Raw genomic sequence first — 20,501 nt, 5'->3', positions numbered from 1 at the left:
GCCTGTCGCGAGGGCCAGAGATGGATCTAGCGATCAGCCGGGGTGGTTGCTGTCCTTCTGACCCTCGGCCGAGTCGGCGAACTCCTGAGTGTCGAACACCTCGCCGCCCAGCGGATCGACGGGAGCGTTGTCATTCGAATATTCGACGGCTCCGGTCTCGGGATGAACCTCGAGCTGTTCGGTGGACACCTCGTGCACCGCAAGTACGACGGTTCCGCTGCGCGTAGGTGACGTCAGCCCGTCCCGTGACGGCGCAAGTCCGGCGAACGTGCTCGAAATTCCGGCCGTCGCCCTCTTGCGTGGTGCCGACTGTGCTGGACTGTCCGACTCGCTGCCCGAAACCTCCGGTGTAGTGGTCACGCGCACGTACCGCGGAGTGGTAGCGACGTCGTAGCGGAATGCCTTGAGCATCGACACGCACGCGAGCACCAGAATGATCGAGAACGGCACCGCCGTCGCTATCGACATCGTTTGCAAGGCCGTCAACGATCCTGTTCCGCCGATGAGCAACAGAACCGTTGCGGCCACGCCTTCGAGAATCGACCAATACACACGGGTGATCTTCGGGGGCTCGAGGTCGCCGCCGGTCGAGAGGATGTCGATGACCAGCGAGCCGGAGTCGGAGGAGGTCACGAAGAAGAACACGATGACGAAGATCGCCAGCACACTGCTGATCGTGGCCAACGGCAACGTGTCGAGCAGCTGGAACAGGCTCGTATTGGTATCGACGGCACCGTCGACCAACAGGTCGCCGTTCTCGCGCTGACGCAGGATGCCGGCATCACCGAAGATCGTGAACCACAGCGATCCGATGACTGTCGGTGCCAGCAGCACTCCGAACACGAACTCGCGGATGGTGCGGCCACGGGAGATGCGGGCAATGAACATGCCGACGAACGGCGCCCAGCTCATCCACCAGCCCCAGTAGAAGATGGTCCAGGCACCGGCCCAGCCGTCGTCGGAGAACGGTGACGTGCGCAGCATCAATTCGGGCAACGCCTGGATGTAGCCGCCGAGGTTCTGCACCCAGGATTGCATGAGAAACAGGCTCGGTCCGGCAATCAGAACGAAGACGGCCAGAGCTGCGGCCATTCCCATGTTGATGTTGGAGAGCCATTTGAGACCGCGTGAGACGCCGGATACAACAGAGAACGTCGCGAGACCGGTGACTCCGGCGATGATGATGACCGTCACCCAGTTGTTGGTGTCGATCCAACCCAGGTATTCGAGGCCGGCCGAGATCTGTTGCACACCGAAACCGAGCGAGGTGGCGACGCCGAACAGTGTTCCGATGATGGCGACCGCATCGATCGCGTGGCCGATACCGCCCTCGATGCGCTTGCGTCCCAGTAGCGGCTCGAGCAGCCAGCGCACGGACAGCGGGCGTCCCTTGCGGTACGTCATGTATGCCAGTCCCAGGCCGACGACCACGTAGATGGCCCAGGCGTGCAGACCCCAGTGGAACAGGGTCAGCTCCATCGCCTGACGGGCGGCCGGGTCGGTGCTTCCGGGAACACCGCCGGCCTCGGGTGGTGTGACGTAGTGCGAGAGAGGCTCGGCGACGCCGTAGAACACCAGGCCGATACCCATGCCCGCGCTGAACAGCATCGCGAACCACGAGAGAACGCCGAACTCGGGCTTCTCGTCGTCGCGCCCGAGTCGGATGTTGCCGACTTTGCTCAGTCCGCAGTACAAAGCGAACACGACGAATCCTGTGGTGGCCAGGATGTACCACCAGCCGACTCCATCGGTTATGGCGTTGTTGAGCTTGTCGAATGCGTCGGCGGCAGTGCCGGCGTAGATCACCGAGAAGGCGATCATGACGAAAATGACGACAGATGCGGGGACGAAGACCGGCTTGAGCAGGCCTCCCCAGGCTTCTTTGACTGCTTTCACTTACTTGACTTCCTTACAGCTCGAATCGCGGCTGACCACTATCGGTATGCCGTTGCATTTCTCTTGTTTCGGTCAAGTACCGGTAAACACCATAGGGGACATCGGCGCTGGTGGCGAAACTGCCGAAGGTTCCTGCGGCACCACCGAGTCGCCGGAACGTTCTTTGCGGACTACAGTTCTGTCGATGCTGCGGACCCGTCCGATCGTCTTTCTCGAGAGCCCGTGTGCCGCGAGTGAGGCTGGGCAGCAGGTGATTCCGTGACACCCGGTCGGTTGCAGTCGGGCACGAACTTCGCTGGTTTTCACGTGCAGCGTCGCCTCGGGGTCGGCGGCATGAGTGAGGTGTACCTCGTACTCGGCCGCGGACACGACAGGTTCGAAGCTCTGAAGATTCTCGACCGCGACGCCTCGCGTTCGCCGCGACTGCGCACGAAATTTCGTACCGAGGCCACGGTGGCCACACTGCTGGTGCATCCGAACATCGTCTCGGTGCACGAGCACGGTGAGTTCGAGGGCCAGTTGTGGATGTCGATGCACTACGTCGACGGATACAGCGCTGCGCGGTTGGTTGCTCGCGGACAGATCCCTCTCGACGTCTCCCGTGTGGCGCGCATCGTCGCCGAGGTGGCCAAGGGGCTGGACTACGCCCACTCGAACGGAGTGCTGCACCGAGACGTCAAGCCGTCGAACATCCTCATCTCCACCGAGCGCGTGGACGGCTACGAGCAGGTGTTGTTGTCCGACTGGGGAATTGCACGTCTGGTCGACGACTCGACACCGCTGGTGGTCGGCGGAACGGTACTGGCATCCATTCATTACGCGGCACCGGAACTGCTCCGCGGGGGAGTGCTGACCGCGCAGACCGACGTCTACGCGTTGGGGGCGACCCTGGTCGAACTGCTCACCGGGCAGACGCCGTATCCGTTGGCGACGCCACTGGCGATCACCGCCGCACATCTGTCGACCGAACCGCCTGCGGTGACGAGGCGTCGGCGATCACTGCCGCCGGGGCTCGACGCGGTGGTCGCACGCGCGTTGGCCAAGGACCCGGCGGATCGATTCGACACCTGCGTGGAATTGGCCGACGCTGTCGCCGCGGCCATCGTTGCGGGGGCGCCGGAACCGCCGGTTCGGCGTTCGCCGTTCACTCGATCGAGATGGCTCAGGTTCTCCTGACCAGATGAGAAAGGGCCCCGCATCGGATCGATGCGGGGCCCTTTTCTCGGGGTACGGCGGTGTCACTCCTCCGGTTCGGTCGGACGATTCGCCACCACCGGGTACTGGCCGGTGTAGCCCATTCGCTCCTCGGCCACGGCGAGCACTTTGGTGCGTACCAGGAACCAGCCACCGATCAGTGCGGGAATGATGACCACCAGGGTGGCGATGGTCCACGACCCGATCGGAGCGTCGAAGGCCATCAGGACCAGCACGCCGAACAGGAACACCAGCGTCGCGTAGCTGGTGTACGGCGCCCCGAACAGGCGGAACTTGGGCCGCTCCACGATGCCCTTCTTGGACCAGCGATACAGCTGGATCTGGCACAGCACGATGGTCGCCCAGCTGGCGATGATGCCCAGTGCAGACATGTTCAGCACGATCTCGAACGCCTCGCCGGGGGCGATCGCGTTGAGGGCGACACCGAACAGCGTGATGAAGCAGGTGAGCAGAATGCCGCCGAACGGCACCCCACCCTTGGTCATCTTCTTGGTGAACTCCGGCGCGCTGCCGTTCATGGCCATCGACCGCAGGATGCGCCCGGTCGAGTACAGACCGGCGTTCAGGGAAGACAGCGCCGCGGTCAGCACCACGATGTTCATGATGGTGCCTGCACCGCCGAGTCCGATGCTCGAGAAGAACGTGACGAACGGCGAGGTGCCGGCCTGGTAGGCGGTGTACGGCATCAGCAGGGCCAGCAATACCAGTGAACCGACGTAGAACAGGGCGATACGGGCAATGACCGAGTTGATCGCCCGCGGCATGATCTTCTCCGGGTTCGCGGTCTCGCCGGCCGCAGTTCCGACGAGTTCGACTGCGGCATAGGCGAACACAACACCCGAGATGACGATGACCAGCGGCCAGGCACCTGTCGGGAACAAGCCGCCGTTGTCGGTGATGAGGCTGATACCCGGCATCTGCGAGCCCACCGGGATGCGTCCGGCGAGGAAGACGATGCCCACGATCAGGAACGTCACCAAAGCGACAACCTTGATGATCGCTGCCCAGAACTCCATCTCGCCGAACCACTTGACCGAGACCAGGTTCACGCTCATGACGATGACCAGCGCGATCAACGCGATGACCCACTGAGGGATCACCTCGAAACTGCCCCAGTAGTGCATGTAGGTCGCGACGGCCGTGGTGTCGACGATGGCCGTCATCGCCCAGTTCAGGAAGTACAGCCAGCCTGCGACGAACGCTGCCTTCTCGCCGAAGAACTCCCGGGCGTACGAGACGAAGCTGCCCGAGGACGGACGATGCAGTACCAACTCGCCGAGGGCGCGCAGGATGAAGAAGACGAAGATTCCGCAGAGGGCGTAGGCGAGGAAGAGGCCGGGTCCGGCGCTGGCGAGGCGTCCGCCCGCGCCGAGGAACAGGCCGGTGCCGATTGCGCCGCCGATCGCGATCATCTGTAACTGCCGAGGTTTGAGGGTCTTGTGATAGCCCTCTTCCTCGTGGTCCATCGCCGAGTTGTCGTACGAAGTATCGACCGTATCGGACATGTTCGATCCTCACTTGTCGCTTTTGCGGGGTTTTGTCCGAATTTTCGGGCGTCGAAGCTGTTGTCACTCAACGGTATTGGCGTGGAGCGATCTGCGCACAGTATTCGGGTGTTAACAATGCGTACAGGTGTGAACAGTGTGTGACGGATGCCGGCTCGGGGCGAGCATCTGCTCTGAACCGGTGCCGGGCGGTGGCGTCGAGCATGCGGGTTCGAGGTTTCGCCCCTCGGCCGGTAGCTGTGGTCGACCTTGCACTCGCCATGGGCGAGTGCTAGAAATGCAGTTGGCACTCTCGACACGTGAGTGCCAGGTCGGGACACGGTGAGGCCGGGGAATCAACGACACCCCTGGTCGTCCGTCGCGGGCACCGAGCTCGGCCAGCAATGTGTCACCCCCAATCCGGAGGATCACTTCGCAATGGCCAAGATCATCGCGTTCGACGAAGAGGCACGCCGTGGCCTCGAGCGAGGCCTCAATGCCCTCGCCGACGCAGTAAAGGTGACGTTGGGCCCCAAGGGTCGCAACGTCGTACTCGAGAAGAAGTGGGGAGCTCCCACGATCACCAACGATGGTGTTTCCATCGCCAAGGAGATCGAGCTCGAAGATCCCTACGAGAAGATCGGTGCCGAGCTCGTCAAGGAGGTCGCCAAGAAGACCGACGACGTCGCAGGCGACGGCACCACCACCGCTACCGTTCTCGCTCAGGCACTCGTCCGTGAAGGCCTGCGCAACGTCGCAGCCGGCGCGAACCCGCTCGGCCTCAAGCGCGGCATCGAGAAGGCTGTTGCAGCCGTCACCGAGTCGCTGCTCGCGTCCGCCAAGGAGATCGACACCAAGGAGCAGATCGCTGCTACCGCCGGTATCTCCGCAGGCGACCCGTCCATCGGCGAGCTCATCGCCGAGGCAATGGACAAGGTCGGCAAGGAAGGCGTCATCACGGTCGAGGAGTCCAACACCTTCGGCCTGCAGCTCGAGCTCACCGAGGGCATGCGCTTCGACAAGGGCTACATCTCGGCGTACTTCGCCACCGATGCAGAGCGTCAGGAAGCCGTCCTCGAAGACGCGTACATCCTGCTCGTCAGCTCCAAGATCAGCACCGTCAAGGACCTGCTGCCGCTGCTGGAGAAGGTCATCCAGTCCGGCAAGCCGCTCGTCATCATCGCCGAGGACGTCGAGGGCGAAGCTCTCTCCACCCTCGTGGTGAACAAGATCCGTGGCACCTTCAAGTCCGTCGCCGTCAAGGCTCCCGGATTCGGTGACCGTCGCAAGGCGCAGCTCGCCGACATCGCCATCCTCACGGGCGGCGAGGTCATCAGCGAAGAGGTCGGCCTCTCCCTGGAGACCGCCGGACTCGAACTGCTCGGCCAGGCACGCAAGGTCGTCATCACCAAGGACGAGACCACCATCGTCGAAGGCTCGGGAGATTCCGACGCCATCGCCGGTCGCGTCAACCAGATCCGCGCCGAGATCGAGAACTCCGATTCCGACTACGACCGCGAGAAGCTGCAGGAGCGCCTGGCCAAGCTGGCCGGTGGCGTTGCAGTCATCAAGGCCGGAGCAGCAACCGAGGTCGAGCTCAAGGAGCGCAAGCACCGCATCGAAGATGCCGTGCGTAACGCCAAGGCAGCCGTCGAAGAAGGCATCGTCGCCGGTGGCGGCGTGGCACTGCTCCAGGCAGCGCCCGCACTCGACAACCTCAAGCTCGACGGTGACGAGGCAACCGGCGTGAACATCGTTCGCGTCGCACTGTCCGCTCCGCTCAAGCAGATCGCATTCAACGCCGGCCTCGAGCCCGGCGTCGTTGCGGACAAGGTCTCCAACCTGCCCGCCGGTCACGGCCTCAACGCCGCGACCAACGAGTACGAGGACCTGCTCGCTGCAGGCATCAACGACCCGGTCAAGGTCACCCGCTCGGCACTGCAGAACGCAGCGTCCATCGCGGCTCTGTTCCTCACCACCGAGGCCGTCGTCGCCGACAAGCCCGAGAAGGCCGGAGCGCCCGCTGGCGATCCGACCGGTGGCATGGGCGGCATGGACTTCTGAGTCCACCCCCTCGCTGAAGAAGCCCGACTCCGCTCCGCGGGGTCGGGCTTTTTCGTATTCGAATCGGGTGCAATCAGCCGCGCTCAGCGCGGTTTACTGCACCCGATTCGAAGCAGACGGTGCGGAGTTGTGGTTAGTGTGGGTAATGACTCGAATCCGCTCGATGGCCGCTGTACTCGCCGTGACCGCGGCACTGGCAGGATGCGCTTCTTCGGGAACCGCCACCCCGGCGTCCGCACCGACCACTGCTGCACCGACGATCACTGCTGTACCGACGACCACGACCGAGCCGACCACGACGGCGGTGGCCACGTCTACTGCAGCCGCCGAACCGTATGTCGTCGGCAGTACCCGGGTCACCGGATCGACGGCGCGTGCGACGTACGACGTCGCAATTCCACAGCTCAGCGGCGGCGATCCTGCCGTGACAGCGGAGTTCAACGAGTCGATGCGCGCAGCGCTGCAAGACCAGATCGATGGTGATTACGGGAACGACTTCGCCCTCAGCGACGGCTATGCGCAGGGCACCACCTACGTCGGTCGGCGCGTGATCAGTGCCGAACAGATCACCGACTGGATCGCCGTCCCGCCCGGAGCGCACGGCAATTCGCTGATTGCGACTGTGACGATCGACGCCGACACCGCGCAACCGATCTCTCTCGGCGATGCCTTCACCGATCTGGACGCGGGCCTGGCTCGGCTGTCGGAGCGAGCAGCGCAGATTCTTCCGACCACGCGCGCAGGGGACGGCTTCGAGCGCTCGGGCATCGAGCCGACGGTGGCGAACTTCGGCAACTGGACCGCCTCGCCGGAGGGGATGAACATTCACTTCGGGGACTACCAGGTCGGGGCGTACGGCATCGGCCTCATCACGATCACCGTTCCGTGGACCGAGCTGTCCGACGTCCTCGCTCCCGGCATGCAGGACGTGCTCAGCAGCTGAGCCGTGTCCCGACAATGCGAACATGGACCGATGATGATTCGCGCAGGGGTGCTGGAGGTGGCATTCGACCGCGTCGGTGATCCGTCCGGTCGCTCGGTGGTACTGATGCACGGGTTTCCGTACGACCCGCGCGGTTACGACGACGTCGCGCGGTTGCTCGCCGACTCCGGATACGACGTGGTGGTGCCATACCTGCGCGGCTTCGGACCGACCCGGTTCGTCGACGCGGACACGATGCGCTCGGGTGAGCAGGCCGCGATCGGCCACGATCTTCGCGAGTTGATCCTCGCGCTGGACCTGAACGAACCGATCGTCGCCGGTTACGACTGGGGTGGGCGCGCGGCCTGCGTCGTCGCCGCGCTGTGGCCGGAATTGGTGTCGGGCCTGGTGAGCGTCTCCGGGTACCTGATCCAGGACATCGAGGCGGCGGTGTCCACGCCGGTGCCGCCGCACCTCGAGAAGCGCTACTGGTATCAGTACTATCTGCACTCCGAGCGGGGCCGGGCCGGGCTTGGCGCCTACCGCGCCGAAATCGCCCAGACTCTGTGGACGGATTGGTCGCCCACCTGGCGGTTCGGTGATTCCGAATTCGCGGCCACCGCGCCCTCGTTCGACAACCCCGACTTCGTGGACGTGTCCGTGCACTCCTACCGACATCGGTACGGCATCGAGGCCGGGGATCCGGCCTACGCAGCAACGCAGGAGTTGCTGACGCGTCAACCGACGATCACGGTGCCCACGGTCGTGATCGATCCGACCGAGGACACCGTTGCCTCGTTGTACGGCCGCCCGGACCACGCGGCGCATTTCACCGATCTGATCGATGTGCGTCAGGTCGACTGCGGCCACAACCCGCCCCAGGAGCTACCCGGGCAGTTCGCCGACGCTGTCATGACTCTGGGCCAGGTGGTCCGGGACCGCGAACGGACCTAGTCGACCGCGAGCTCGCCCAATTCGTTCCAGTCGGTGCCGTCCACTTCCTGGCTGATGATCTTGGGGGTCTCCTGCAGGTACGGCGGGAGATCCTTCTGGGCCTGCTTGAAGTGATCCGAATTCACATGGGCACCGCCGGCATCAGGGTCCTTGAAGGCCTCCACGAGGACGTACTCGGTGGGGTCGTCGAGGGTGCGGGACCAGAAGTACCAGAGGCATCCTTCTTCGGCCTGGCATGCTTCGGTGAAATCGCGCGAGATCTCGGGCCAGTTGTCGGCGTGCTCTGGCTTGACCTTGAACTTGGCGGTGATGAAGATCAACGTTGCTCCCTGTGTTCGATGTGACCGTAGTCGGTGTGGTGCTGACGGTTACTACCCCGTTTCACGGTACGAGAATCGCGCGGCCGCGAACCCGTCCGTTGTCGAGGTCGTCGATGGCGCTTTGAAAATCGTCCAGTGCGTACGTCTGCGTGTGCAGGTTGACGGCGCCACGGGCGGCGAGAGACATCAGATCGCACAGGTCGTTGTAGGAGCCGACGAGATTGCCGACGATGTTCTTCTCGGCCGACACCAGATCGATCGTCGGTACGTCGACGTTCTCGCCGTACCCGATGACGTGGTAGTCGCCCGCCCGCCTCGTCATGGCCAATCCCTCTGCGGTGGAACCGTTCTCGCCGACGAAGTCGAGGACCACCTCTGCGCCGAATCCGCCGGTGAGTTCCATGACCTGATCGACCTGACTGCCGTCGGCCACCACCGCGTGGTCGGCTCCGAGAGTCAGCGCGAGCTTCACCGCGTCGGCATTGCGGTCGATGACGATCAACTCGGCGGGCGAGAGCGCCTCGAGCACCTGAATGCCGATATGTCCGAGGCCGCCTGCGCCGATGACGACACATTTGTCGCGGGGAGTCAGCCGCCGGGCCGCCTTCGCCGCCGCGTGATACGCCGTCAGGCCGGCGTCGGCGAGCGCCGCCACTGCGGACGGTTCGAGTGAATCGTCGATCTTCACGACGGTTCGCGCATTGGTCCGCAGATAGTCGGCGTAGCCACCGTTGGTGTCGATGCCGGGGAAGTCGCTCGTCTCGCAGTGGACGTCGTCGCCCGAGCGGCACGCCCGGCACAACCCACACGTGACGAGTGGATGCAGAATCACCTTGTCGCCCTCACGGACGTTGGTGACGGCCGACCCGACGGCATGTACCCACCCGGCGTTCTCGTGGCCGATCGTGTAAGGCAGTGTGACGCCGGACTTCTCGGCCCATTGGCCTTCGAGGATGTGCAGATCGGTACGGCAGACGCCGGCACCGCCGATCTTGACGATCACGTCGAGAGGTCCCTGTACTTCGGGAATCGGCACCTCGGTCATCTCCAGGTTCTTGTGGTACCCGACCACCTGAACTGCGCGCATCGTGCTCATGAAGAGTGCTCCTGTGTAGTGCCGGTCTGGACGGTGAGAGTGCTGAGGGGAATGAACGCGCCTTCCGTGCGAGGTACTTGCTGCTCCTCCGACCCGGGGTAGCGGGTCTGCAGCAGACCGCGGCAGAAGTGCGCATTACCGTCGATCGAGACGCGGGTGGCGCGGGCGCGGCGCATCACCATCGTCAGGTCGCCGGTGTGCGGGCGGCCAGTGTGATCGACCAGTGCCGGAGCGGCCGGGTCGGTCCGCAGGCCGAGGGCCTCACGCCGGCGAAGCAGCGCAGTCGTCGTGCGATCATCCGGAAGGTCTCCGAGAACAACTGCGGCCAAGTCGTTCTCGGTCGAGTCGGGATTGACGCGCAACCACGCCATGAGAGACCGTTCCATCGCCGCCACGTAGGCCTTGCGCCGGAACGTTGCTCGCAGTTCGTCGAGGTCTTCTTCGGCCTCGTGCCCGAAGGTGCCCCGGTAACCCGCGTCGGCGGCGAGCCCGGCGTTGATCTTGTCCGAGTCGTGGTGGTCGTCCAGTTCGACGAGAACGTGCTCGGTCCAGGGCAACGCCGTCAACACATCTTTCGCATCGCCCGACATGAGGTACGCGAAGTTCGGCGAACAGAACGACGTGGGCAGCCGGAGGTGAACGTGGACGGTGCCGTCGTCGACCTCGAGGGATCGGACGAAGCCGAGATCGGTGATGGGTTCGTCCAATTCGGGATCCAGGACGACGTCGAGAGCGCGGTACGCCTCGTCCTTCCTGGTGGTCACAGCAGTGGTCATCTCACACCGCCGCGAGGTCGGCGCGCTCGGGCTGACGCGGTCCGGTCTCGGTTTCGTCGGCGTCGGGCAGCTGCAGTTCGGCGGGCACCGGGATGTCGTACATCTTCGCGGCGTTCAACCCGAGCACCTTCTTCTTCTGCTCGAGCGTGATCGGCGCGTACTCGTCCAGTGACTCGTGGATCTGGAAGTCGACGAATCCTTCGACCAACCACTTGGGCGTCCACAGCGCGTAGTCCGAGGAGAAGAAGATGCGGTCCTCGCCCAGCCAGTAGAGCAGCTCACCCATGATCTGACCGAAGTACTTCGGACGCGTGTGCATGAACGGGATCGCCACGGCGAGGCCTGCGTACACGTTGGGTTCCTGGGTGGCGATCCAGCAGAAGTCTTCGAGTCGTGGCAGTCCGCAATGTTCCACGACGAAGTTCAGATCGGTGAAGTCGGTGGCCACGTGGTCGACGTCAGCAACGTCGAATGCATCGCGATCGAGCGGACGGATGGTCGGTCCCTTGTGTACGTGGATGTTCTTGATACCGACCTCGCGGCACACCTCGAGGTAGCGCCGCGTCCAGTCGTCGTCGAGCTTGTAGCCGCGAGAATCGCCGTGCCACTCGGCGGTGTACAGCTTGACGCCTTTCAATCCGAAGCGTTCTGCATCCGCACGCAGCTGATCGAGGCCACGTTCGCCGTTGCGCGGGTCGAAGTGATGGTTGTAGGTCAGCTTGTCCGGGTGAGCCGCCGCGAGCGCGGATGCCTCCTCGGTCTGCCCGAAGCCGGATTTGTAGAACTCGCCCAGGTGAGCGGGCTGGAAGATGGCGTGATCGACGTATCCGATATCGAACAGGTCGTGCATCAGACGCTCGCCGCCCTGATAGAGGTACTCGTCGTACGTCCACAGCTCGCTCTCGGGAGAAAGGTTGCGGTGGTAATCGTAGAAGCAGTCGATGAACTGCTTGCCGTGGATATTGCGTTGGTTCTCCTGCCGCGCATCCCAGAGTGCGACGTGGGCGTCCACGATGAAGTAGTTCTCGCCGTTCTTGCTGTACATGCCTGACCTCCAGAAGTTGTGCGTGACGTGCGTCACAAGCGATCTGTTTTCGACGGTAGGCGCGGAGGCGGCTCGATGACGTGGGGCGATGTCTCAATTCGAGACACTGGTGGCGAATGCATGGCAACCGGCGAATGTAACCTGGATCACATGGCAGATTCCGAGGGTCTCGTCCGGGCCCGGATGCATTCGGAGCCCCTCGCTGCCGTCTCACATCGGTTGCTCGCGTCCTGGCATCGAAGCCAGGAGTTCGGAGTGCCGCTCGAGGACGTCGCACCCGCATTCTCGGGTACCTACGACGGCGAATCGCTGTTCTATCGATGTGGGCGCGAGGTGCTCGACGGACTGCGCGATACGTTGGCCAACGAGCCGGTGTCGATGATGCTGACCGATGCGGACGGTCTGGTGCTCGATCGGGTGAGCGCGGATCGTGAGTTGTTGGCCGCGCTCGACCGCGTGCATCTTGCCCCCGGTTTCTCGTACGGCGAGAACCAGGCGGGCACCAATGGCCTGGCCCTCGCGCTCGCCGATCGAGTGCCCGCAGTGGTCCGCGCGTCGGAGCATTATTCGCTCTCGCTCACCGGGTACACGTGCGCGGCGGCCCCGGTTCTGAACCCCATGACCGGCGCCGTCGAGGGTTGCGTCAACTTCACCACGTGGTCGGAATCGTCGACGGATCTTCTTCTGGCCCTTGCTCAATCTGCAGCAGGCAACACGGCCGCGATGATGCTTGCCAGAGCACAGGGGCAGCATGCGCGTCCGGCTCCCCGCGGGACGGTATTCCGCGTCGAAGCGTCCTCGGCCAGGCCGGGCGGCGGCAGTGCCCCGGCTCGATCGCCGTTGTGGAATCGTGCCCTGATCTCCGCTGAATCGGCTCTGTCGCAGCATGGTTCGGTATTGCTGGTGGGGGAGTCGGGAGCCGGTCGAGCCACGATCCTGGCCGGAGCACTTCGCAGCATTCGACCGCGCGGGCGCATTTTGAGCGCGGGTGTTCCAGCGGCGGCCGACGTCGATGCCTGGCTCGATCTGTGGACACCCGAGCTGGCCAAGCCCGACACCGCGGTGATCGTCCGCGACGTCGATCGGTTGCCGGCGCGAGGGGCGGACGCGCTGGCGGAGATCATCTCTCGGGCCGGCGAAGGGGTGCCCGTCACCCTCACCGCCTCGAACTACGACGCCGTTCCATCCGCCCTGGCGCAGCGGGTGCATTCGGTCGTCGAGGTGCCGCCGCTACGCGATCGGACCGAGGACATCGCTCCGCTCGCTCTGCACCTGGCATTGCGGGCGCGTGGACGCGACGTGAGTCTGACCGGCGACGCCGAACGAGCGCTGGTTGCATACTCGTGGCCCGGCAACGTTGCGGAATTGGCGACGGTGATGCACGACGCAGCTGTCCGAGCCGACGTCGTGGGAGTGAATCACCTGCCGCCGCAGGTTCTCTCGCGCACCACGCAGCGTCTGACCCGAATAGAGACCTTCGAACGCGACGAAATGATCAGGGTGCTCAGCCGGCCCGGTATCACGATGAGTCAGGCGGGTGAGGAGCTGGGAATGAGCCGGGCGACGATCTACCGCAAGAGGGACCGTTACGGCATCACGCTCCGTTCCTGAACAGCTGCGCACATGATCGCCTACTCTCGATCTCATGGCCAGTAGCTCACCGTCGATCGAGTTGCCGGTCGGCGACCGCATCGTCCGAATCTCCAACCCCGATCGGGTGTATTTCCCCGAGAGCGGCGCCACCAAATTGGATCTGGTGAACTACTACCTGAGCGTGGGTGACGGGATCGTGCGCGCGCTGCGGGAGCGGCCGTGCATGATGCATCGATTCCCGAAAGGCCTTGCCGGCGACAAGGTGCACCAGAAGCGCGTGCCGAACGGGGCACCGCCGTGGCTCGAGACCGTCGAGGTGACGTTTCCCCGCTACAACCGCACCGCGGACGAGCTGTGTGTGACCGAATTGGCGCACGTGGCGTGGGCAGTGCAGATGTCCACCGTCGAATTCCATCCGTGGAACAGCCGTCGCGCCGACGTGGAGATGCCCGACGAGTGGCGCATCGACCTCGATCCGATGCCCGACTGCCCCTTCGATCGGGTGCAGCGCGTCGCCGGGGTAGTGCAGGAAGTTCTGTCGGACCTCGGTGCCGTCGGCTGGCCCAAGACATCGGGCGGTCACGGGCTGCACATCTACGTTCGGATCGACCCCGCCCACGGTTTCAAGGACTTGCGAAGGGCTGCACTGGCATTCGCGCGGGAGGTGGAGCGCCGCGCACCCGACGACGTCACGACGACGTGGTGGCGCAAGGACCGCGATCCGTCGAAGCTGTTCGTCGATTACAACCAGAATGCCCGCGACCATACGATCGCCAGTGCGTATTCGGTGCGGGGTAACGCGGAAGCGACTGTCTCGACGCCCATTTCGTGGGACGAGGTGCCGGACGTCGATCCACGCGAGTTCACGATCTTCACCGTGCCCGCCAGGTTTGCCGAGTTGGGAGACCTGCACGCGGGCATCGACGACGCGGTGTTCGCCATCGACGAGCTACTCGAATGGGCGGAGCGAGACGAGCATCAGGGTTTGACCGAGCCCGAGGAGTAGCCGAACTCGAAGTTATGGACGGAAATCGGCGAAAATCCGTTCATAACTTCGAGTTCGGCAGCAACAAGACAGCTAGTCGGTACCGGACTCGATGGCGGCGTTGTCGAGGGCCGAGGAATCCACCGAACTGCCGGGGCTGCTTGCGGCGATGGCGTCGGCTCCGCCCGCGGGAAGCTCGCCGATGAGATCGCCCCAGGCCGTGAGCTGATTCTGTGCGGCGTACTGCTCGAGTTTGCTGCGCGAGTCCGCGATGTCGAGATTGCGCATCGTCAGTTGGCCGATGCGGTCGCCGGGGAAGAATGCCTGGCCCTGGCTGCGTTCCATCGACAGCTTCTCGGGGTGGTAGCTGAAGTTGGTGCCCTGAGTGTCGACGATGGTGAAGTCCTGGCCGCGGCGCAGACGCACCGTCACGCTGCCACTGACGACGTTGCCGACCCAGCGCTGCAGACCCTCGCGCAGCATCAGTGCCTGCGGGTCGAACCAACGTCCCTCGTACAGCAGACGCCCGAGTCGTCGACCCTCATTGTGGTACGACGCGACGGTGTCCTCGTTGTGGATTGCGTTGACGAGGCGCTCGTAGGTGATGTGCAGCAACGCCATTCCGGGAGCCTCGTAGATGCCGCGACTCTTGGCTTCGATGATGCGGTTCTCGATCTGGTCGCTCATGCCGAGTCCGTGGCGGCCACCGATGGCGTTGGCTTCCATGACCAGGTCGACGGGGCTCGCGAAGCTCTGTCCGTTGATTCGGACCGGGCGGCCGCGCTCGAATTCGACGGTGACCTCCTCGGGCGCGATATCAACCTCGGGGTCCCAGAACCGAACGCCCATGATGGGGCTGACGATTTCGAGAGAGGTGTCGAGGTACTCGAGCTTCTTCGCTTCGTGGGTGGCACCCCAGATGTTGGCGTCGGTGGAGTACGCCTTCTCGGCGGAATCGCGGTAGGGGAGTGTGCGCTGGCTGAGCCACTGCGACATCTCGTGGCGGCCGCCGAGCTCGGTCACGAACGCCTCATCCAGCCAGGGCTTGTAGATCCGCAGCTCCGGGTTGGCGAGCAGGCCGTAACGGTAGAACCGCTCGATGTCGTTGCCCTTGTAGGTAGAACCGTCGCCCCAGATCGAGACGCCGTCTTCTTGCATCGCGCGCACCAGCATGGTGCCGGTCACCGCGCGGCCGAGTGGGGTGGTGTTGAAGTACGTCTGCAGCGACGACCGAATATGGAATGCACCGCAGGTCAGTGCAGCGAGGCCTTCCTCGACGAGGGGCTCGCGGCAGTCGATGAGCCGCGCCTGCTCGGCCCCGTAGGCCACGCCGCGCTCGGGCACATCGGACAGATCCGGCTCGTCGTACTGGCCGATGTCCGCGGTGTAGGCGTACGGGATCGCGCCGTGCTCGCGCATCCATGCCACCGCGACCGAGGTGTCGAGACCACCGGAGAAAGCGATGCCGATGCGTTCACCGACCGGGAGGGAGTTCAGTACCTTCGTCACGGCCTGCAGCTTAGTGGGGGTCGTTCCGCAGGCTTCACTCCCGGCCTAGTCGTAGCGCTGCCCGGGCCGATTCACTGGCTGGGCCGATCGGCGAGCGACTCCACTGCACCCCTGACAGCATCGAGGTGGGCGGTCATGGCACGGGCAGCGGCGTCGTATCGGCCGGATCGAATGCCGTCGACGATGGCGTCGTGCTCGATATTGGACTGCTGCTGCCGATGCGCGACGAGATTCAACGTTTCGGACTGGCGCGTCAGCGCATCGCGGATGTCCACGATCATCGACTCGAACACTCGGTTCTTGCTCGCCCGTGCGATTGCGGTGTGAAATTGCGCGTCCAGCAGCACCCAGGCTTCGTGGTCGTCCTCGGAGCGCATCTCGTCGGCCAGGCCGGCCAGCACGGTCAACTCCTCCTCGGTGCGACGCTCCGCGGCCCAGCCGGCTGCCGGGATCTCCACGTGAGGGCGGGCTTCCATGAGTTCGCGGGCCTCGTAGTTGCCGATGTCGAGGTCGCTGCCGACGCGATCACGGACGACGAACGTGCCGAGACCAGTTTTGGTTTCGGTCAGACCGAGGGCGTGGCACGAGCGCAGAGCTTCGCGGATGACGGATCGGCTGACGCTGTGACGAGCAGCCAATGCGGCCTCGGACGGCAGCTTCTGCCCGACGGGAAGATCACCCGACGAGATCGCTGTACGCAGGTCTGCGAACACCGCCTCGGCCGCGCTCATGCGGGCATTGGTGGGCGCACTGACTGCCCAGCTGTCCGACAGGTTCATGCAGTGATCCTAGCGTGGGGTTGACCGATGAGGTGTTCTGCGCCACACTCTACCTGTCAGACAGCCGGACAGCTGGACACCCCCACCTAGGAGCGCACTGTGGCCGATACCCGTATCGAGAAGGATCTTCTCGGGGAGCGTGACATCCCGACGAGCGTGTATTGGGGAATCCACACTCTGCGAGCCCTCGAGAACTTCCCCATCACCGGGCGTCCGATTTCCACCAACTCGCACCTCGTGCGTGGGCTCGCCGCGGTGAAGTGGGCGGCCGCGTCGGCCAATCAGGACCTCGGGATTCTCGACGCCACCCGCGGGGAAGCAATTCGCGCAGCGTGCCAGGAGATTCTCGACGGCCAGTGGCACGAGCAGTTCGTCGTCGACGTCATCCAGGGCGGTGCCGGCACCTCGACCAACATGAACGCCAACGAGGTGATCGCCAATCGCGCCCTGGAAATCCTCGGGCATCCCCACGGCGACTACGCGATGCTGCATCCCAATGAGCACGTGAACGCCTCGCAGTCCACGAACGACGTGTACCCGACGTCGGTGAACATCGCGACCATCTTCGCTGTGCACGAGCTCATCGCCTCGATGAAGGTGCTACGAGATTCGTTCCAGCGCAAAGCAAGCGAGTTCGCCACCGTCGTCAAGATGGGCCGCACCCAGCTGCAGGATGCGGTGCCGATGACGCTCGGCCAGGAGTTCGGCACCTACGCGATCATGATCGACGAGGACTGCTCTCGGCTGGAAGAAGCCGCCCTGCTGGTGCACGAGATCAATCTCGGTGCCACCGCCATCGGCACCGGCCTCAACGCGCCCGCCGGATACACCGAATCGGCCGTCGCGCACCTGCGCACCATCACCGGCCTGCCGCTGGTCACCGCGACGGACTTGATCGAGGCGACTCAGGACGTCGGGCAGTTCGTGCATCTCTCCGGCGTGCTCAAGCGCGTCGCGGTGAAGCTGTCGAAGATCTGCAACGACCTGCGCCTGCTGTCGTCCGGTCCGCGCGCGGGCTTCAACGAGATCAATCTGCCTCCGATGCAAGCGGGTTCGTCGATCATGCCGGGCAAGGTCAACCCCGTCATTCCCGAGGTGCTCAATCAGGTCGCCTACGAGGTGATCGGACACGACGTCACCATCACGATGGCCGCCGAGGCAGGGCAGCTGCAGCTCAACGCATTCGAGCCGATCATCGTCAAATCCCTGTCCGACGGCATGGCGCATCTGAGTGCCGCGTGCCGGACCGTCGCGCATCGGTGTGTCGACGGCATCACCGCCAACGTGGATCTGCTGCGTGAGCGCGTCGAGAACTCGATCGGTCTGGTCACCGCGCTCAGCCCGTATCTCGGATACGTCGAATCCACTGCCATCGCGCAGGAAGCACTGGTCACCGGCCGCAATGTCGTCGATCTGGTGCTCGAGAAGGGGCTGCTGGCCCGAGAAGAGCTGGATCGCCTGCTCAGCCCCGAGCATCTCGCGAACCTGCGGGTGGCTCCCACCGAGCATTCGGTTGCTCCCGAGACATCGACGAGGTGACGCGATGAGCACAGAGAACCCGACCCAGAAGCAGGCCTTCACGGAAGAGAATCTGGGATACCGAAAAGAACTGGCTCCGCGCCAGATTCAGATGATCGCCATCGGCGGCGCGATCGGCACCGGACTGTTCATGGGGGCCGGTGGCCGGCTGCGCGACGCCGGGCCCGCGCTGGTTCTGGTCTACGCGCTGTGTGGATTCTTCGCGTTCCTGATCCTGCGCGCGTTGGGTGAGCTGGTGATGCACCGCCCGACGTCGGGATCGTTCGTCTCGTACTCGCGTGAATTCTTCGGCGAGAAGGTCGCTTTCGCGGCCGGATGGCTCTACTGGATGAACTGGGCGATGACGGCGGTTGTCGACGTGACCGCCGTGGCGCTGTACATGAACTTCTTCAAGAAGTACTGGGCTCCACTGGGCAACGTGGATCAATGGGTGTTCGCGCTCGCCGGCCTGGTGCTCGTGCTCGGGTTGAACCTGGTGTCGGTCAAAGTTTTCGGTGAGCTCGAATTCTGGTTCGCACTGATCAAAGTCGTTGCGCTGGTGACGTTCCTGGCTATCGGCACCTACTACGTCATCTTCGGCACACCCATCGACGGGCAGGAGCCGGGGCTGAGTGTGCTCACCGACAACGGCGGTCTCATCCCCAACGGACTGCTACCGGCGATCGTCGTGATCCAGGGCGTCGTGTTCGCGTACGCCTCGATCGAGCTGGTCGGTACCGCAGCCGGGGAGACGCAGAACCCCGAGAAGGTCATCCCCAAGGCGATCAACACCGTCATCGTCCGCATCGTCGTGTTCTACGTCGGCTCGGTGCTGCTGCTTTCGCTACTGCTGCCGTACACCGCCTATCAGGCGGGCGAGAGTCCCTTCGTGACGTTCTTCGGAGCCATCGACGTCGAGGGTGCCGACGCGATCATGAACCTCGTCGTCCTCACTGCGGCACTGTCCTCGCTCAATGCCGGTCTGTACTCCACCGGGCGCATCCTGCATTCGATGGCCGTCGCCGGATCGGCACCGAAATTCGCTGCTCGGATGAACAAGTCGGGTGTGCCCTACGGCGGCATCGCACTGACCTCGGTGGTGACGTTGCTCGGCGTTGTGCTCAACGCCGTCGTTCCTGCGCAAGCGTTCGAGATCGTGCTCAATCTCGCCGCGCTCGGCATCATCAGCGCCTGGGCCGTGATCGTGGCGTGTCAGCTCAAATTCTGGTCACTGTCGAAGAGTGGAGCAGTGACCAGACCGGCGTTCCGCTTGTTCGGTGCTCCGTACACCGGATACGCAACGCTAGGCTTTCTGGCGTGTGTACTTGTGCTGATGGCTTTCGACAAACCTGTGGGAACCTGGACGGTGGCGTCGATCCTACTGATCGCGCCGATGCTGGTCGGCGGTTGGTACTTGTGCCGCAACAGGATTCGAGAGGTGGCCGCACGTAATGGCTGAGTTCGTTTCGTTGTTGACCACCGGTGGCACGATCGCCAGTAGTCGCGACGAGCACGGGGTCTCTCGGCCGGTGGCCGGTGTGGGAATCGATCTCGACGGTGTTCGGGTGCATGAGGTGATGTCGAAGGACAGCTCCGCTCTGGATTTCGCGGACCTCGACACCATTCGCACTGCAGTGGTCGATGCCCTGGCCGAAGAGGGCTGCGTGGGAGTGGTGGTGCTGCACGGCACCGACACCATGGAGGAGTCCGCGCTGTACGTCGATCTGTTCCACGACGACGCACGCCCGGTGGTGTTCACCGGTGCGCAGCGCACGGCCGATCACCCGGACCCCGACGGGCCGGGCAACATCGCCGCGGCGGTGGCGGCCGCGCAGTCCGAACACGGTGTACTGATCGCTTTCGGCGGACGGTTGCTGCACGCTCGCGGTGCGATCAAGAAGCACACCACCGAGCTCGATGCGTTTCGCTCGGCCGCTCTCCCTCGACCGAAACCCCTGCAGTGGAAGCCTGTTGCGCAGACTCGAATCGACATCGTCGCCCTGTATCCGGGTGCCGACGGTGTCCAGATCGACGCCGCGCGCGCGGCCGGGGCGTCGGGCATCGTGCTCGAGGCGCTGGGGTCGGGGAACACCAATGCCGGTGTCGTGGAAGCGGTGACGCACGCGGTGGATGCCGGGGTGCACGTGGTCGTCACGACGCGGGTGCCGTTCGGCGAGACCTCGGCGACCTACGGCGGCGGCGGCGGTGGACACGATCTGGTCGATGCAGGGGCGGTGTTCTCGCGCGAACTACGAGCAGGACAGGCACGCATTCAGTTGGCCGCGCTCCTCGCCACCGGAGCCACTGACGTGACGGTCCACAATTCGTTCGCGTAGGCGGAAAAC

At 64.2% G+C, this 20,501-nt stretch carries 17 protein-coding genes; 9 read left to right on the top strand and 8 right to left on the bottom strand.

Annotated features, from left to right (window positions below; genetic code table 11):
* Positions 1 to 33: 33 nt before the first annotated feature.
* Positions 34 to 1,896: a BCCT family transporter gene (locus tag ACFI9K_RS18575; protein ID WP_462664862.1), complete on the bottom strand. Its 1,863-nt coding sequence runs from the start codon at positions 1,894 to 1,896 to the stop codon at positions 34 to 36.
* A 258-nt stretch (positions 1,897 to 2,154) separates the two neighbouring features.
* On the opposite strand from ACFI9K_RS18575, the gene ACFI9K_RS18570 reads away from it, so the two are divergent.
* Entirely contained in the window at positions 2,155 to 3,072 is a 918-nt protein-coding gene (locus ACFI9K_RS18570) for a serine/threonine-protein kinase (RefSeq protein ID WP_462664861.1), read from the top strand.
* A gap of 62 nt (positions 3,073 to 3,134) precedes the next feature.
* Here the strand turns inward: ACFI9K_RS18570 and ACFI9K_RS18565 are convergent, their stop codons facing one another.
* The gene (locus tag ACFI9K_RS18565) at positions 3,135 to 4,616 is read right to left on the bottom strand and encodes an amino acid permease (protein WP_462664860.1); all 1,482 of its coding nucleotides are present in this window, start codon (positions 4,614 to 4,616) and stop codon (positions 3,135 to 3,137) included.
* A gap of 417 nt (positions 4,617 to 5,033) precedes the next feature.
* On the opposite strand from ACFI9K_RS18565, the gene groL reads away from it, so the two are divergent.
* The 3 genes from groL to ACFI9K_RS18550 all read left to right on the top strand — a co-directional run bounded on the left by groL (position 5,034) and on the right by ACFI9K_RS18550 (position 8,535).
* On the top strand, positions 5,034 to 6,659 hold the full coding sequence (gene groL / locus ACFI9K_RS18560; protein ID WP_008713461.1) for a chaperonin GroEL: 1,626 nt from the start codon (positions 5,034 to 5,036) through the stop codon (positions 6,657 to 6,659).
* A 163-nt stretch (positions 6,660 to 6,822) separates the two neighbouring features.
* The gene (locus ACFI9K_RS18555; RefSeq protein ID WP_462664859.1) at positions 6,823 to 7,602 is read left to right on the top strand and encodes an RsiV family protein; all 780 of its coding nucleotides are present in this window, start codon (positions 6,823 to 6,825) and stop codon (positions 7,600 to 7,602) included.
* A gap of 30 nt (positions 7,603 to 7,632) precedes the next feature.
* On the top strand, positions 7,633 to 8,535 hold the full coding sequence (locus ACFI9K_RS18550) for an alpha/beta fold hydrolase (RefSeq protein ID WP_462664858.1): 903 nt from the start codon (positions 7,633 to 7,635) through the stop codon (positions 8,533 to 8,535).
* On the opposite strand, the gene ACFI9K_RS18545 is transcribed toward ACFI9K_RS18550, so the two are convergent.
* From ACFI9K_RS18545 to ACFI9K_RS18530, 4 genes are all read right to left on the bottom strand, one after another.
* Positions 8,532 to 8,855, bottom strand: coding sequence for a putative quinol monooxygenase (locus ACFI9K_RS18545; RefSeq protein ID WP_462664857.1), 324 nt, complete (start codon positions 8,853 to 8,855; stop codon positions 8,532 to 8,534). The genes ACFI9K_RS18550 and ACFI9K_RS18545 overlap by 4 nt on opposite strands.
* A 61-nt stretch (positions 8,856 to 8,916) precedes the next feature.
* Positions 8,917 to 9,942, bottom strand: coding sequence for an NAD(P)-dependent alcohol dehydrogenase (locus ACFI9K_RS18540; RefSeq protein ID WP_057475466.1), 1,026 nt, complete (start codon positions 9,940 to 9,942; stop codon positions 8,917 to 8,919).
* A 5-nt stretch (positions 9,943 to 9,947) separates the two neighbouring features.
* Positions 9,948 to 10,727 carry an iron-sulfur cluster assembly protein gene (locus ACFI9K_RS18535; protein WP_462664856.1) on the bottom strand — a complete coding sequence of 260 codons (780 nt, stop codon included), beginning with the start codon at positions 10,725 to 10,727 and terminating at the stop codon, positions 9,948 to 9,950.
* A 1-nt stretch (position 10,728) separates the two neighbouring features.
* The gene (locus tag ACFI9K_RS18530) at positions 10,729 to 11,772 is read right to left on the bottom strand and encodes an amidohydrolase family protein (RefSeq protein WP_283315827.1); all 1,044 of its coding nucleotides are present in this window, start codon (positions 11,770 to 11,772) and stop codon (positions 10,729 to 10,731) included.
* A gap of 150 nt (positions 11,773 to 11,922) precedes the next feature.
* Between ACFI9K_RS18530 and ACFI9K_RS18525 the strand changes: the two genes are divergently transcribed.
* Positions 11,923 to 13,383 carry an AAA-type ATPase lid domain-containing protein gene (locus ACFI9K_RS18525; RefSeq protein ID WP_462664855.1) on the top strand — a complete coding sequence of 487 codons (1,461 nt, stop codon included), beginning with the start codon at positions 11,923 to 11,925 and terminating at the stop codon, positions 13,381 to 13,383.
* A gap of 34 nt (positions 13,384 to 13,417) precedes the next feature.
* Positions 13,418 to 14,371, top strand: coding sequence for a non-homologous end-joining DNA ligase (gene ligD / locus ACFI9K_RS18520; RefSeq protein ID WP_462664854.1), 954 nt, complete (start codon positions 13,418 to 13,420; stop codon positions 14,369 to 14,371).
* Positions 14,372 to 14,443: 72 nt separating this feature from the next.
* Here the strand turns inward: ligD and argG are convergent, their stop codons facing one another.
* Together argG and ACFI9K_RS18510 are read right to left on the bottom strand one after the other, a co-directional pair.
* Positions 14,444 to 15,859 (bottom strand): argininosuccinate synthase, encoded by a 1,416-nt coding sequence (gene argG, locus ACFI9K_RS18515; protein WP_462664853.1) that lies wholly within the window; start codon positions 15,857 to 15,859, stop codon positions 14,444 to 14,446.
* Positions 15,860 to 15,930: 71 nt separating this feature from the next.
* Positions 15,931 to 16,638, bottom strand: a complete 708-nt coding sequence (locus ACFI9K_RS18510) for a FadR/GntR family transcriptional regulator (RefSeq protein WP_462664852.1) — start codon at positions 16,636 to 16,638, stop codon at positions 15,931 to 15,933.
* Between the two features lie 99 nt (positions 16,639 to 16,737).
* Between ACFI9K_RS18510 and aspA the strand changes: the two genes are divergently transcribed.
* The 3 genes from aspA to ACFI9K_RS18495 are packed head-to-tail and all read left to right on the top strand — an operon-like array spanning position 16,738 to position 20,492.
* Positions 16,738 to 18,177 carry an aspartate ammonia-lyase gene (gene aspA / locus ACFI9K_RS18505; protein ID WP_462664851.1) on the top strand — a complete coding sequence of 480 codons (1,440 nt, stop codon included), beginning with the start codon at positions 16,738 to 16,740 and terminating at the stop codon, positions 18,175 to 18,177.
* A 4-nt stretch (positions 18,178 to 18,181) separates the two neighbouring features.
* Positions 18,182 to 19,615 (top strand): amino acid permease, encoded by a 1,434-nt coding sequence (locus ACFI9K_RS18500; RefSeq protein ID WP_462664850.1) that lies wholly within the window; start codon positions 18,182 to 18,184, stop codon positions 19,613 to 19,615.
* The gene (locus tag ACFI9K_RS18495) at positions 19,608 to 20,492 is read left to right on the top strand and encodes an asparaginase (RefSeq protein WP_462664849.1); all 885 of its coding nucleotides are present in this window, start codon (positions 19,608 to 19,610) and stop codon (positions 20,490 to 20,492) included. The genes ACFI9K_RS18500 and ACFI9K_RS18495 overlap by 8 nt, the downstream gene beginning before the upstream one ends.
* Positions 20,493 to 20,501 lie beyond the last annotated feature (9 nt).

The organism is Rhodococcus sp. PSi06 (genome assembly GCF_054960675.1).
Note: the sequence above shows the minus strand (reverse complement) of the source record. Positions and strands in the feature narration are given on the sequence as shown.